The sequence below is a fragment of the Staphylococcus sp. GDX8P114P-2 genome, from assembly GCF_017892945.1.
Taxonomy (GTDB): Bacteria; Bacillota; Bacilli; order Staphylococcales; family Staphylococcaceae; genus Staphylococcus; species Staphylococcus arlettae.
This window is the reverse complement of sequence record NZ_JAESMB010000001.1, coordinates 47387-62983: the sequence shown is the minus strand read 5'-3', so window position 1 is coordinate 62983 and position 15597 is coordinate 47387. Positions and strand designations below refer to the sequence as shown.

At 34.4% G+C, this 15597-nt stretch carries 14 protein-coding genes; all 14 read left to right on the top strand.

Annotated elements, in window-relative coordinates:
- The first annotated feature begins 1 nt into the window (after window position 1).
- Entirely contained in the window at window positions 2-1210 is a 1209-nt protein-coding gene (locus tag KA845_RS00295) for a glycosyltransferase family 4 protein (protein ID WP_107373983.1), read from the top strand.
- A gap of 1 nt (window position 1211) precedes the next feature.
- Entirely contained in the window at window positions 1212-1769 is a 558-nt protein-coding gene (locus KA845_RS00290) for a sugar transferase (RefSeq protein ID WP_103388457.1), read from the top strand.
- Window positions 1769-2638 (top strand): NAD-dependent epimerase/dehydratase family protein, encoded by an 870-nt coding sequence (locus KA845_RS00285; RefSeq protein WP_103388456.1) that lies wholly within the window; start codon window positions 1769-1771, stop codon window positions 2636-2638. The genes KA845_RS00290 and KA845_RS00285 overlap by 1 nt, the downstream gene beginning before the upstream one ends.
- 67 nt (window positions 2639-2705) lie before the next feature.
- On the top strand, window positions 2706-3977 hold the full coding sequence (locus KA845_RS00280) for a nucleotide sugar dehydrogenase (RefSeq protein WP_210127734.1): 1272 nt from the start codon (window positions 2706-2708) through the stop codon (window positions 3975-3977).
- Between the two features lie 38 nt (window positions 3978-4015).
- Entirely contained in the window at window positions 4016-5155 is a 1140-nt protein-coding gene (gene wecB / locus KA845_RS00275; protein WP_112369016.1) for a non-hydrolyzing UDP-N-acetylglucosamine 2-epimerase, read from the top strand.
- A gap of 171 nt (window positions 5156-5326) precedes the next feature.
- Complete coding sequence (locus tag KA845_RS00270; RefSeq protein ID WP_021459849.1) at window positions 5327-6031, top strand: CoA transferase subunit A; 705 nt, start codon at window positions 5327-5329, stop codon at window positions 6029-6031.
- Window positions 6024-6677 (top strand): 3-oxoacid CoA-transferase subunit B, encoded by a 654-nt coding sequence (locus tag KA845_RS00265; RefSeq protein WP_002509467.1) that lies wholly within the window; start codon window positions 6024-6026, stop codon window positions 6675-6677. Before KA845_RS00270 ends, KA845_RS00265 begins: the two co-directional genes overlap by 8 nt.
- A 4-nt stretch (window positions 6678-6681) precedes the next feature.
- Window positions 6682-7458 (top strand): 3-hydroxybutyrate dehydrogenase, encoded by a 777-nt coding sequence (locus tag KA845_RS00260; RefSeq protein WP_021459851.1) that lies wholly within the window; start codon window positions 6682-6684, stop codon window positions 7456-7458.
- A 47-nt stretch (window positions 7459-7505) separates the two neighbouring features.
- The gene (locus KA845_RS00255; protein ID WP_021459852.1) at window positions 7506-8462 is read left to right on the top strand and encodes an ornithine cyclodeaminase family protein; all 957 of its coding nucleotides are present in this window, start codon (window positions 7506-7508) and stop codon (window positions 8460-8462) included.
- A gap of 129 nt (window positions 8463-8591) precedes the next feature.
- A complete protein-coding gene (gene hypR, locus KA845_RS00250) occupies window positions 8592-9014 on the top strand; it encodes a redox-sensitive transcriptional regulator HypR (protein ID WP_167868131.1) in 423 nt (140 codons plus the stop codon).
- Window position 9015: 1 nt separating this feature from the next.
- Window positions 9016-10338 carry a hypothiocyanous acid reductase MerA gene (gene merA, locus KA845_RS00245; RefSeq protein ID WP_002509471.1) on the top strand — a complete coding sequence of 441 codons (1323 nt, stop codon included), beginning with the start codon at window positions 9016-9018 and terminating at the stop codon, window positions 10336-10338.
- A 128-nt stretch (window positions 10339-10466) separates the two neighbouring features.
- Entirely contained in the window at window positions 10467-11891 is a 1425-nt protein-coding gene (locus tag KA845_RS00240) for an APC family permease (protein WP_002509472.1), read from the top strand.
- A gap of 261 nt (window positions 11892-12152) precedes the next feature.
- Window positions 12153-13523 (top strand): amino acid permease, encoded by a 1371-nt coding sequence (locus KA845_RS00235; protein ID WP_021459855.1) that lies wholly within the window; start codon window positions 12153-12155, stop codon window positions 13521-13523.
- 154 nt (window positions 13524-13677) lie between these two features.
- Window positions 13678-14664: an adenosine deaminase gene (gene add, locus KA845_RS00230; RefSeq protein ID WP_210127733.1), complete on the top strand. Its 987-nt coding sequence runs from the start codon at window positions 13678-13680 to the stop codon at window positions 14662-14664.
- Window positions 14665-15597 lie beyond the last annotated feature (933 nt).

Below are 15597 nucleotides of genomic sequence, written 5' to 3'. Positions count from 1 at the left end.
GATGAAAAAGAAAAAATTATTAATATTATGTCAGTATTTTTATCCTGAATATGTGTCGTCTGCTACATTACCAACTCAAATGGCTGAGGACTTAGTTGACAAAGGTATGCGTGTGGAAGTGATGTGTGGGTGGCCATATGAATACAGTAATGAAAAAGATGTTGAAAAAAATGAAAATTACAAGGGAATTTCTATTAAAAGATTAAAATACTCTAAATTTAATAACAAAAATAAATTTGGTCGTATTTTTAATTTCTTTTCATTATTTGCAATGTTTGTTTGTAAAATGCCAAAAATGCTGACTTATGATCATATATTAGTATATTCAAACCCACCAATATTACCTTTAATTCCAGATGTGTTATATCGAATGTTTAACAAGCAATACTCATTTGTAGTGTATGATATTGCGCCCGACAACGCTTTGAAAACAGGAACTATCAAATCTGGAAGTCTAATTGATAGATTAATGAACTATATCAATAAACATGTATATAAAAATGCTGAAAACATCATAGTTCTAGGCACAGAAATGAAAACTTATTTATTACAAAATAAAATTTCAGATAACCCGGGAAATATTCACGTGATACCTAACTGGTACATAGAATCTGAATATGACGTAGTTAAGAGTAATGAATTTAAGAAACTTAGAAATCAATATGACAAGATCTTGCTATATAGTGGCAATATGGGACAACTACAAGATATGGAGACAATTGTTGAATTCTTAAAGTTAAATAAGAATAACGAGAACACGTTAACGATTCTATGTGGGCATGGTAAAAAATATGCAGAAGTGAAAAAAAGTATTAAATCAAACGAAATTAAAAATGTGAAGATGTATGAATTTCTAACTGGGACTGATTATACGGATGTATTAAAAATTACTGATGCTTGTTTTGCTTCGTTAATTCCTGAAGGTGTGGGCTTAGGTGTGCCGAGTAAAAACTATGGTTACTTAGCCAATAAGAAACCCTTAATTTTAATTATGGATAAACATTCAGATATCGTTAAACACGTTGAAACATACAATGCAGGTATTCAAATTGATAATGGTGCAGCACAAGACATTCTAAATTTTATAACTTCGCACTCAAGGAATGACTTACAAGTATTGGGGGGTAATGCATATCAATTATTTAAAGATGAATATACGAGACAACATAACACAACTAAATATTATATTTTGCTGAATGGAGGCAATTGATGTGAAAAGAGCTTTCGATTTATTTTGCTCAATATATGGATTAATTGTAGCCGGGCCGTTACTACTTATTGTAGCAGTACTAATAAAATTAGAGTCACCGGGTCCTGCTATTTTCAAACAAAAAAGACCAACGATAAATAATGAGCTTTTTAATATTTATAAATTTAGATCCATGAAAATGGGGACGCCTAACGTAGCAACAGATTTAATGGGGCCAGAAGATTTTATAACTAAGACAGGTAAATTCATTAGAAAAACATCAATTGATGAGTTACCGCAATTAGTAAATGTGCTAAAAGGAGAAATGTCAATAGTGGGCCCGAGACCAGCACTTTATAACCAATATGAACTTATCGAAAAGAGGACTAAGGTTAATGTGCATACAATACGACCAGGTGTTACTGGATTAGCTCAAGTGATGGGCAGAGATAATAACACAGATGACCAAAAAGTTATGTATGATAAATACTATTTGGAAAATCAATCATTACTACTTGATATGTACATCATTTATAAAACTGTGATTAACACAATCTCTTCAGAAGGTGTGTCTCACTAATGGCTAAACACATTTTAATAACTGGAAGTAGCGGATATGTTGGCAGTCATTTAGCAGATAGTTTAGAACAATTAGGTAATAAAGTTAGCAGATTAAATGTAAAAAATACATTGTGGAAAGAACTGGATTTTAAGCAATATGATGCCATTATCCATACAGCAGCTTTAGTACATAACAATGATCCTAACGCTCAACTTGCAGAGTATTTTCGAGTTAATATGCATTTAACATTTAATTTAGCAATGGAAGCCAAAAAATGCGGAGTTAAACATTTTGTATTTATGAGTACGATGGCTGTGTTTGGAGAGGATGGCAAAATTGGTGAAATGGTTGAGCTAACAAATCCAACTAATTTAAAACCAGTGACAAATTATGGTATATCAAAGGCTAAAGCTGAAGCTAAAATACGAGAGATAGCAGATGATAATTTTAAAGTTGCAATAATTAGACCTCCAATGATATATGGAGTAGGTTCACCAGGTAATTTCACTAAATTAATAAAAGTTGCAAAGCGATTACCTATAATTCCAAATTTAAGTAATGCTAGGAGCGCTTTGTATATTAAACATTTGGAACAATTTGTAAATGAAATAATTAAACATGAAATGACAGGTATCTATCATCCAAAAGATAAATTTGAATTCAATACGACAAAGGTTGTAACAGAAATACGGAAGAATGAACATAAAAATACATTTTTATTGCCTATTCCAAAAGCAATGTATCCTATTTTAAATAAATTTCGAGTTATTTCTAAAATCTACGGTAACTTGGTGTATGCCAAATCTTTGTATGCACATGAAAGCAAAGTTGCTATTGATAATCAGAAATTTGAAACAATTATCAAAGATATCATGAATAAATATTAGTATTTTAAAAGTCATTTTAATGAAAATCACATATAAAAATTATTATTTGTATATGGAGGGTATTATTTTGAAAATAACAGTTGTGGGTTTAGGTTATATCGGACTACCAACATCTATTATGTTCGCCAAACATGGTGTGGATGTATTAGGTGTAGACATAAATGAAAAAACAATCGATTGTTTACAACAAGGGAAAGCAAACATAGAGGAGCCAGGGTTACAAGAAGCATTTGAAGAAGTACTTGAAACAGGGAAGTTCAAAGTATCTACCAAGCCTGAAGAAGCGGATGCATTTATCATTACTGTACCAACACCAAATAACGATGATACGTACGAATCTTGTGATATTTCAATAGTACTTAGTGCAATAAACAGTGTAATTCCACATTTAACAAAAGGTGATACGATTATTGTAGAGTCTACTATTGCACCTCGTACCATAGATGACTTCGTTAAACCATTAATCGAAGAAACTGGATTTATAGTTGGCGAAGATATTTATTTAGTTCACTGTCCAGAACGTGTATTACCTGGGAAAATTTTAGAAGAGTTAGTATATAATAACCGTATTATTGGTGGTGTTACATCTAAATGTGTGGAAGCTGGGAAACGAGTTTATAGTACATTTGTTAAAGGTGAAATGATTGAAACTAATGCACGTACTGCTGAAATGAGTAAATTAATGGAAAATACTTATCGTGATTTAAATATTGCTTTAGCAAACGAGTTAACAAAAATTTGCAATAACTTAGACATCAATGTATTAGATGTGATTGAAATGGCTAATAAGCATCCACGTGTAAACATACATTTACCTGGTCCAGGTGTAGGAGGTCATTGTTTGGCTGTTGATCCGTATTTCATTATCGCGACAGACCCAAAAAATTCGCCATTAATTCAAAATGTTCGAAAAATTAATCGCTCAATGCCTCAATTTGTAGTTGAAAATGTTAAGCGGTTATTAACTGGTATCGATAACGCCAAAGTTGCTGTATTTGGATTAACTTATAAAGGTGACGTCGATGATATTAGGGAATCACCAGCTGTTGATATTTATACATTATTACAAGATGAGAACTTAGATGTAGTGGCTTATGATCCACATGTTAAATTAGATTTTGTTGAAAAAGATATTGATAAAGCTACTGAAGGGGCTTCACTGGTACTTATTCTTGCGGATCATTCTGAGTTTAAAACATTTAGTGATGATGACTTCAAATACATGAAACATAAAATCATCTTTGATACGAAAAACATTGTTAAATCCAACTTTAAAGATGTATCATATATTAACTATGGTAACCTATACATAACAAGAGATATAGAGCTAGTTAATTAATGATTGAATTTAAATTGTTATGAACAAGGGGGAAGCAAATGAAGAAAATAATGACCGTTTTTGGCACCCGCCCGGAAGCTATAAAAATGTCGCCTCTAGTTAAAGCGTTACAAACAAATGAAAAGCTACAACCAGTTGTCGTAATTACAGCACAGCATAGAGAAATGCTCGATAGTGTGTTAAACATCTTTGATATAAAAGCAGATTATGACTTAAATATCATGAAGGCAAACCAAACATTAGCTGAACTCACTTCTAGAATTATAACGAAATTAGATGCAGTAATAAAAGAGGAAAAACCAGATATGGTCCTGGTTCACGGAGATACAACGTCTACATTTGTAGGTGGCTTAACAGCTTTTTACAATCAAATACCAATTGGTCATGTAGAAGCAGGATTACGTACTTGGAATAAATATTCTCCATTTCCAGAAGAGATGAATAGGGTCATGGTTGCTCATATGGCTGATTTAAATTTTGCACCCACAGAGCAAGCTGCTAATAATTTACAAAGGGAAAAGAAACAAGTAGCAAGTATCGTTGTAACGGGAAATACTGCCATTGACGCAATGAAGACAACAATTAAAGACGGATATCAGTCAAAAATTCTTGAACGTCATAGTGATAAAAGAGTTATTTTATTAACTGCACATAGAAGAGAGAATATTGGGGAATCTATGCACAACATCTTTAGAGCAGTTCGTGACATTGTAGATGAATATAAAGATGTCGTTGTTATATATCCAATGCACAAAAATCCTAAAGTAAGAGAGATTGCGAGTCAGTATTTATACGATCATTCAAGAATTGAATTAATTGAACCGCTTGATGTTGTAGATTTTCATAATTTTGCAAATGAAGCACATTTAATTCTTACAGATTCTGGAGGAGTTCAAGAAGAGGCACCATCATTGGGTAAACCGGTATTAGTCTTGAGAGATACCACTGAACGACCAGAAGGTGTTAGTGCTGGTACATTAAAAGTTATTGGTACAACTTATGAAGCAGTGTTAACAGAGACGAAAAATTTGTTAGATAACCACAATGAATATGAAAGAATGAATAAAGCTAGTAATCCATATGGAGATGGCAAAGCTTCGCGACGTATTTGTGAAAACATAGAATATTATTTTGGAATTAGAGAAGTAAAACCTGAACCTTTTAATTATAGAAATTAAAATTTAAACAGCATCTCAATAGTTGAAATGATAGTCAACTTTAATTGAGATGCTTTTTTGTTTATCATTGTAAGCGTAATCATAATTTTAGGACAATGATTTCCATTTAAAGTATAATCGGAGTAGTATTAGTACTAGGTATTAAAATTGTTAGAAGAAATGAGGGATATTATGTCTAAAGTAGTGACAGACATTAATGCAGCATTAGTGAATTTGCAAGATGGTATGACACTTTTAGCTGGTGGTTTTGGTTTATGTGGTATTCCAGAATATGCTATCGAAGCTATTCGAAATAAAGGAACTAAGCATTTAACAGTTGTGAGTAATAACTGTGGTATAGATGATTTTGGTTTAGGTCGTTTGTTAGAAAAGAAACAAATCGATAAAATGATCAGCTCTTATGTTGGTGAAAATAAACGTTTTGAACAGCAATTGATTAATGGGGAATTAGCTGTTGAGTTAACACCTCAAGGTACTTTAGCTGAAAAATTACGTGCGGGTGGTGCTGGAATTCCAGCATTTTATACACCAACAGGAGTAGGCACATTAATTGCTGAAGGCAAAGAAGTCCGTGAATTTGATGGAAGAGAATATTTAATGGAACGTGCGATTACTGGTGATGTTGGAATTATTAAAGCGCAAAAGGCCGATACATTTGGGAACTTAGTGTTCGACAAAACAGCACGTAACTTTAATCCACTATGTGCTATGGCAGCGAAAACAACAGTTGTGGAAGTGGAAGAGCTTGTAGAGGTCGGTGATATTGATCCAGATGCTGTGCATTTATCAGGGGTTTATATTGATTACATATTTGTTGGAGCGGAGTTTGAAAAAAGAATTGAAAAGCGTACAGTAAAGGAGGTTAATCATGGATAAAATGACACAAAGAATGAAAATAATTCGTCGTGCAGCCCAAGAAATAAAAAGTGATATGGTCATTAACTTAGGTATTGGTATGCCTACATTAGTTGCTAATGAAATAAATGACCATGTGGAAAATGTTTATTTCCAATCTGAAAATGGATTGTTAGGTATCGGTCCTTACCCAACTGATGCTGAAGTAGATCCAGATTTAATTAATGCGGGTAAAGAAACGGTAACTGCAGCTAAAGGTGCATCATTCTTTGATAACGCAGAGTCGTTTGCCATGATACGTGGCGGTCATATTGATTTGGCCATACTTGGAGGTATGGAAATAGCGCAAAATGGCGATTTGGCTAACTATATGATTCCAGGGAAATTAGTCAAAGGTATGGGTGGTGCCATGGATTTAGTTGTAGGTGCACAACAAGTAGTAGTTATTATGGATCATGTCAATAAACATGGTGATTCTAAAGTGAAAAAAGCTTGCACCTTACCATTAACAGGTAAAGGCGTCGTTGATACATTAATTACTGATTTAGCTGTCTTCCAGTTTGAAGATAATGTTATGAAACTCATTGAGTTACAAGAAGGGGTATCTTTAGCAGACGTAGAAAAGTATACAGAAGCAGAGTTTGAAAATCATTTGAAGGAGTTGTAATGACTTGGTTAAAGATAAAGTAACAATCATTACTGGTGCAGCCAGTGGTATTGGTTTAGAAATAGCTAAAATATTTGCGAAAGAAGAAGCTAAGCTCATTCTCGCAGATATGAATACAACTAAATTAGAGAGCGAAGTGCAGTCGTTACAAGCACAAGATGTAGATTGCATGGGTATCACAGTAGATGTAACCAACGAAGATGATATTCAACGTATGATTCAACAGACTGTCGAACATTATGGGCGAATCGATATTTTGTTTAATAATGCAGGATTGCAACATATAGATAGTATTGAATCTTTTGCTACAGACAAATTTAGACAAATGATTGATATTATGTTAGTTGGTAGTTTTATGGCGATGAAATATGCTTTGCCATATATGAAAAAGCAACAATCAGGACGTATATTAAATATGGCATCTATAAATGGCGTGATTGGTTTTGCGGGTAAAGCTGCTTACAATAGTGCCAAGCATGGCATAATTGGTTTAACTAAAGTAGCAGCATTGGAAAATGCTACAGATGGCATTACAGTTAACGCTTTGTGCCCAGGTTACGTTGATACACCTTTAGTACGTAATCAAATGGCAGAGTTAGCCAAAAACAGAGGAACAAATATAGAAGATGTGTTAGATGAAGTATTGTATCCTTTAATACCGCAAAAGCGTTTGTTGCAAGTGTCCGAAATTGCTGACTATGCTTTGTTTTTAGCTAGTGATAAAGCTAAAAGTGTTACAGGACAAGCAGTGCTAATAGATGGAGGCTACACAGCCCAATAAGGTGAACTTAATGTTTGAGTATAAATATCGCTTAGAGGAGGTTTGTTATGCAATTTATTAGTGCAGATGAGCAAGCAAAATTGTTAGATATGAAAGAAGTTGTAGATGCAGTAGCTGAAGCATTACAAGCTTATTCAGCAGGTCAAACTGAAACACCGATACGTTATTCATTACCTTTTAACCAAGACAATCGTTATTTAGTCATGCCTGCACTGTCAGATGCGTTAAAATTAGTAGGGTTGAAAAATGTAACGTTCGCACCACATAATCCTGATAAGGGCAAAAGTACGATAGTTGGATCCGTAGTGTTATCTGATTATGATACTGGAGAGACATTAGCGATATTAGAAGGTTCATATCTAACAAAAATTCGCACTGGCGCTATTTCTGGTGTGGCGACACAATATTTAGCTAAAGAAGATGCTCAAACATTGTGTGTAATTGGTACTGGTGAACAAGCTGAAGGATTAATTGAAGCTGTTTTAGCAGTGAGGGATATCCAACGTATTCAATTTTATAACCGTACATATGCTAAAGCAGTGGACTTTGCACAAGGTGTTGCAGATAGACATCCACAAGTCGCAATCGCAGTGTATGATGATGTTGATGCTGCCATGGATGATGCAGAAGTTATAGTTACAGCAACGAATGCGTCTGCACCTGTGTTCGAAAAACAAGTGGAACCAGGGGTACATGTAAATGCAGTCGGATCGTTCAAACCAGATATGCAAGAACTCCCTTCACAGTTAATTGCTAACGCAGATAAGGTAGTAGTTGAAGCGGCAGAAGCAGCGTTAAAGGAAACCGGTGATTTAATAAATCCTGTAAATGAAGGTGTCTTTAATGATACAGATTTGTACGGTGAATTAGGGAATATAGTTGCAGGTAAGTTAACCGGGAGAGATTCAGCAGAAGAAATAACTGTTTTTAAATCAGTGGGCTTAGCTATAGTCGATATCGTAGTTGCTAATTATTTTTATCAAAAGTTAAGGGCTTCAAAATAATACTAAAAGAGAGTTGCATCAATTTTGGATGTAACTCTTTTTTCTAATTATATATAAGCAAAAGGGTTGTCTGTTAGGATTATATTTGTTTAAATGTAATTATGAAAGTTACAATTAAGGAGTGGAGAGATGAATTTATCATTCAATATCGCAATTCACGTACTAACATTTTTAACTAAACATAGTAACGAACGATTTTCCAGTGATGCTTTAGCAGAAAAGGTGTGTGTTAATGCAGTGCAATTACGTAATGTTGCACGGATATTGAAACAACATGATTATTTGGACGTTCATCGTGGGCAAGCTGGAGGGTATCAAGCAATTAAAAAAACAGCAAGTGCTAATTTAGGTGACCTTTATTTATTGTTCACTGAGGGTAGAGATAAAGGACGTATTTTTACAGGAGACCATGACAGTAGTTGTGAAGTATCTAGTCAAATTAGCACTACGATGGCTAAGCATTTTCAACAAGAGGCGATACGTGTTCAAGCGTATTATGAAAACTTTACTATTAAAGATATTTTAGAAGACATACTCAAGGAGGATAAATAGTATGAAAACATATGATTTAATTGTAATTGGTTTTGGTAAAGGTGGTAAAACATTAGCGAAATTTGCAGCTACACAAGGTAAAAAAGTTGCAATGATTGAACAATCACCTCGTATGTATGGTGGTACGTGCATTAATATTGGATGTATACCTTCTAAAACGTTAGTGCATGAAGGCTTAGCACATAGTGGATTTAAGCAAGCAATGCAACGTAAAGAAGAAGTTATCGATGCGTTAAATAATAAAAACTACCATAATTTAGCGGATGAAGAGAATATTACAGTTTTTGATAATAAAGCAAAATTCCAATCTAATGATACAGTTGCCTTATTAAATGACAATGGTTCAATAGAAGAGACTGTTACTGCTGAAAATATTGTAATTAATACAGGTGCAACGCCAGTAATTTTACCTATCGATGGTATTAAAGAGTCACAATATTTATATGATTCTACTGGTATTATGAATTTACCTGAACAACCACAACGACTTGTAATCGTAGGTGGGGGTTATATTGCTTTAGAGTTTGCATCAATCTTTGCGAATTTTGGTACTGAAGTTACAGTGCTTGAACATAAATCTGAGTTATTAGCACATGAAGATCGTGAAGTCGTGGCTCAAGTTGAACAGGATTTAACGGATAAAGGTGTAACATTCGTATATAACGCTGAAACAACAGCTTTTGAAGATCAAGATGATCATACTTTAGTGCGCACTTCACAAGGAGATTTTGCAGCGGAAGCAGTGTTATTAGCAACAGGTCGTAAACCTAATACTGACTTAGAATTAGACAATACTGATATTAAGTTAGGTGAGCGTCAAGAAATAGCGGTAAATGATAAACTACAAACAACAGTGCCACATATTTATGCATTAGGCGATGTTAAAGGTGGCATGCAATTCACTTATATCTCGTTAGACGACTTTAGAATTGTGAGAGATCAATTATTAGGTAATGGACAAAGAACAACTAATAATCGTGGTGCAGTTCCGTATACAATGTTTGTTGATCCACCATTCTCTCGTGTAGGTTTAACGGCAGCAGAAGCTGAAGAACAAGGTTATGACTTTGCAGAAGGTCAAATGGCAGTGAATGCAATGCCGCGACATAAAATAAATCATGACGAACGTGGTTTATTCAAAGTAGTCATTGATAAATCAAACAATCAGATTTTAGGAGCTACTTTATATGGTGCACAAACTGAAGAAATAATTAATATTATTAAATTAGCGATTGATCAACAGATTACGTATGATGTATTGCGTGACAATATTTATACGCACCCTACAATGATTGAATCATTTAATGATTTATTTAATATCTGATTGGTTTTTTGTTTAGACATGGTGATGAGCGTTAAAAAATGCTGTCTACAATATATTGTAGACAGCACTATTAAATACGATTATACTGTGTAGTATTGTTTTGATAACAACAAGGAGATTGTAAGGAAATGAATATATTGAAAAGACTATTGTATAAGGAAGATCCTGCTCTGTTTCTAAATAAAGATGCACATCTTGAAAGGACATTAAGAGTAAGAGATTTTCTAGCACTAGGGGTCGGTACGATAGTGTCGACAGCAATTTTTACATTGCCTGGTGTGGTTGCGGCGGATTATGCAGGTCCGTCAGTAAGTTTATCTTTTTTAGTAGCAGCTATTGTTGCTGCGCTAGTAGCTTTTGTATACGCAGAAATGGCATCAGCTATGCCTGTTGCGGGTTCTGCTTATACGTGGATAAGTTTATTATTTGGCGAATTCTTCGGGTGGATTGTCGGCTGGGCATTAATTGCAGAATACATTATTGCAGTGGCATTCGTTGCATCGGGGTTTTCGGCAAATTTGCGAGGACTAATTGCTCCATTGAATATTGAGTTACCTGCAACATTATCTAATTCTTTAGGCAATAATGGTGGCGTAATAGATATTTTAGCTGCAGTAGTGGTTATTATTACTGCGTTATTATTATCTCGGGGCGCATCTGAAACAGCGCGAGTACAAAATATTTTAGTTGTTTTGAAAATACTAGCGATCTTTTTATTTTTAATAGTAGGTTTAACAGTTATTGATTTACATAACTATGTGCCTTTTATCCCTGAACATTCGTCTACTGCGAATAGTACATTTGGTGGGTGGCAAGGTATTTATGCTGGTAGTTCAATGATTTTTATTGCATATATCGGCTTTGATTCCATCGCGGCCAATTCTGGTGAAGCTATAGAGCCTCAAAAAACAATGCCACGTGGTATTTTAGGTTCGTTACTGATTGCAGTGGCATTATTTATTGCTGTATCTCTCGTACTGGTCGGTATGTTTAACTATAGCGAATACAAAGATAATGCAGAGCCTGTAGGTTGGGCACTTCGAATGAGTAATCATGAAGTTATTGCTGCTGTGGTACAAGCAATATCTGTTGTCGGTATGTTCACAGCCTTAATAGGCATGATGCTAGCAGGTTCTAGATTACTGTATTCATTTGGTAGAGATGGGGTTTTACCGACATGGATAGGTAAACTCAACAATAAACATCTACCGAATCATGCATTATGGATTCTTACACTGGTAGCGGTTATAGTAGGGTCAATGTTACCTTTTGCTTTCTTAGCACAATTAATAACTGCTGGAGCTTTGGTTGCCTTTATGTTTGTAACTATAGGTATGTATGCTTTACGGCCTCGAGAAGGTAAAGATTTACCAGAACCAGCATTTAAATTACCTTTGTATCCAGTAATGCCGATAATTATTTTTGTCTGTGTATTTTCTGTATTTTGGGGTCTTAGTGGCCAAGCTAAACTTTATACAATGATTTGGTTTATCGTAGGCATGGTTTACTACTTTATCTATATCATTGTGTTAGATAAACGAAAAAAACAATAATATATTGTAGTGAAAGAGGCTGAGACATCATTGATTCGTCTCAGTCTCTTTTCATATTGTTCGTAGATGACTAGCAGTGAAAATGTGCGCTAAATCAACCATTGTTTACTGCTAGTTATCATTGCAAAGGGTGGGATGACGTAATCTTTTTAATAAAATTAGATTTCTGTCTCACTTCTTTTTATAAATATACTAATCTCAATTTTAATTTATATGAAAATATATTAAAATGTAATAATCATGAATAAAGAGGTATGTTTAATGAATAACAATTTGCAAAGAGCGTTAACAGCACGACAGATTCAAATGATAGCCCTTGGAGGTACGATAGGTGTTGGCTTGTTTATGGGCGCCTCGAGTACTATTAAATGGACAGGCCCCTCGGTTATATTAGCGTATGCCATTGCTGGTCTATTTGTATTTTTGATTATGAGAGCATTGGGTGAAATGTTGTATATTTATCCTGACACTGGATCATTTGCGAAATTTGCTAATGATTACATTCATCCATCATTTTCATACATAACTGCGAGTAGCAGTATTTTTAATTGGATCATAGTTGGAATGAGTGAAGTGATTGCAGTCGGCTCGTATATGCGATTCTGGTGGCCAGAATTACCTACGTGGATACCTGGTATAGTAGTTATTGCGATTTTGCTAACAGCAAATTTAATATCGGTAAAATGGTTTGGCGAATTTGAATTTTGGTTTGCTGCTATCAAAGTTGTTACAATTATTTTAATGATTATTGCAGGATTCGGCATTATTTTATTTGGTTTTGGTAATCACGGAGATCCAGTTGGTTTTGCCAATTTATGGTCACACGGTGGTTTTTTTGCTAATGGTTTAAGTGGTTTCTTTTTTGCACTCTCTATTGTATTTGGGTCATATATAGGTATCGAGTTGATAGGTGTTACTGCGGGAGAAACTAAAGACCCACAAAAAAATATTAAAAGAGCAATAAATGGAGTAATTTGGAGAATCCTAATTTTTTATGTGGGTTCTATATTTATAATTGTCACTGTGTATCCTTGGGATGAAGTAAGTCAAATTGGTTCGCCGTTCGTTGCAACATTTGCCAAAATTGGTATAACAGGTGCTGCGACAATTATTAATTTTGTAGTCGTTACAGCAGCAATGTCTGGTTGTAATTCAGGCATCTTTAGCACTAGTCGTATGGTTTATACACTCGCTAAACAAAAACAAGCATCAAAAATCTTTTTAAGGCTAAATCGTAATAATGTCCCAGATATCGCAGTCATTGCTGTGACTCTAGGTATTTTTATGGGCATTGTGTTAGATATTGTCTTACCATTAATATTAGGGAAAGATACTAATATCTTTGTCTATGTTTTTAGTGCGGGCGTTTTACCAGGTATGGTCCCTTGGTTTGCCATTTTAATTAGTCATTTGCGTTTTAGACTGTTAGAAAAGATACCAGATCATCCATTTAAAATGCCTTTTGCGCCATATAGTAATTACGTAACTATTTTAATGTTATTAGCAGTAATTGTCGGTATGATTTTTAATAAAGAGACACGAATTTCAGTTATTATTGGCATTGTTTATATTAGTGTAGTGAGCATCGTAGTAATTGCGAAACAGTGGCGTAGCAATAATTCTATACGATAAGGCTTGTAGAAGGATTAATAATAAAAAACAGTTGGGTGAGTAGATAAAATAGTTGTAAAAACTTAGTTTTAAACTCACTTTCTTATATATTTTTATAGTAATATTATTTTTAAGAGAGAGTAAGAAGTATGACCATTTAATTAAGGAGTATGACATGGAACAATTAATTAAAGATATTGCTAAGGTAGAATTGCATTGTCATTTAGATGGTTCAGTTAGTGTTGAATTAATTAAACAACTCGGCGCAGAACAAGTAATTGACATCAATGAACAGCATTTGCAAGCGGATAAAGACTGTGAAAATTTAGAAACATATTTAAAATGTTTTGATGAAGTACAAAAGGTTTTACAAACGAAAGATAGTTTAAGACGTTCGGTAATAGATGTGGCTGAACAAGCAACGCAAGATAATGTGAAATACATTGAATTACGTTTTGCCCCGTTATTTCATATGGAGCAAGGTTTAGCTGTAGAAGAAGTGATTGCAGCGGTAATATTAGGTGCAGAGCAAGCAATGGCACAACTGGATATTAAAATCAATTTACTAATTTGTGCGATGCGTCAACATGATATAGCAACGAATAGTGAGTTATTTGATCGAGTTATTGCACTAAATAGTGATCTCGTTTGTGGCATTGATTTTGCAGGTCCCGAAGCAGCTTTTCCGCCAGAAGATATAGCTCCTGCCATTCAATACGGCTTGGATCAAGGGCTTAATTTAACATTACATGCTGGTGAATGTGGCTGCATGCATAATGTGGTAGAATCTATTAAATTAGGTGCCCAACGTATTGGTCATGGTGTAGCTATTAATAACAATGATGAGTTATTAAATATGGTGAAAACGCATGATGTGTTATTAGAAATATGTCCGCAAAGTAACATGCAAACAAAGGCCATTGAGTCGTTTAAAGAATTAAACTTACCACAATTGATAGAGCAACAAGTGCCTTTCATCATTAACACGGATAATCGGACAGTCACTCAAACGACTTTAAATGATGAATATGTAATATTGTATGAGCATGAACAATTAACACTTGAACAAATGAAAATGATTAATAAACAGGCTGTAAATTATGCATTTTTAACTGACGCAGATAAAGACGTATTACAAGCACGTCTAGAACCAGTAAAATAACTTTGAAGTGAACACATAAAGTAGTCATTCAATTAAATAACGTTAAGGCGACTTCAATTTTTTATTTTGATGTCGCCTTAATTGTTGATGGGATGTGTGAATAAATAAAAATGGCAATCAATTTTTTCATTTTGTGGGCAGTTTTTGAGCACGCTTTCCGCGGGCACTGCCTCAGCCTGTAGTCTTCGGCTAGTGGTATTCCCGCAGGAGTCGGCTCAAATCACTGCCAATCTAGTGCTGAAAATATTATACATATAAATTTAACAGTGTCGGTGTTTATTATGTTGAATAAATCAAAAGACAATTAAGATTAAGAGAAATGATTTCTATCTCTGAATTAGATTCGAACCATCCTCTATTACATAAAGTAGATGTGATTTTGGATTAAGACGACTGGCGATCAATTTTTTCATTTTGTAGGCAGTTTTTGAGCACGCTTTCCGTGGGCACTGCCTCAGCCTGTAGTCTTCGTCTAGTGCTATTCCCGCAGGAGTCGGCTCAAATCACTGCCAATCTAAAGTGAAGGCTTTAGGAAATCTAATACAAAAGGGTTATTTAATGACAATATGACAAGAGGCTATCGACAAAGTTTCTGACTTTGTGGGCAGTTTTTTAATGCAAGCTTTCCGTGGGCACTGTCTCAGCCTGTAGTCTTTGGTCAGTGTTATTTCCACAGAATTCGGCTCAAATCATTGTAAATATTATACAAAATGTTTTAGACACACTGTCAGCTAAAGTTTGTCTACTTCTTGGGAATAGCATTGAAAGCCAACGTTATTAAAAATGTTTTATTGCCCTACCACGATAGGATAATTAGCTTACAAAGCTTGATGCGAAATGTATTTTCAGGTCATGTTTTGTTTGACGATATCATTGATACTAGTACGAATCAATGATGTCTCAGGCACGATTTAATGGTAAAATATAGAGTGG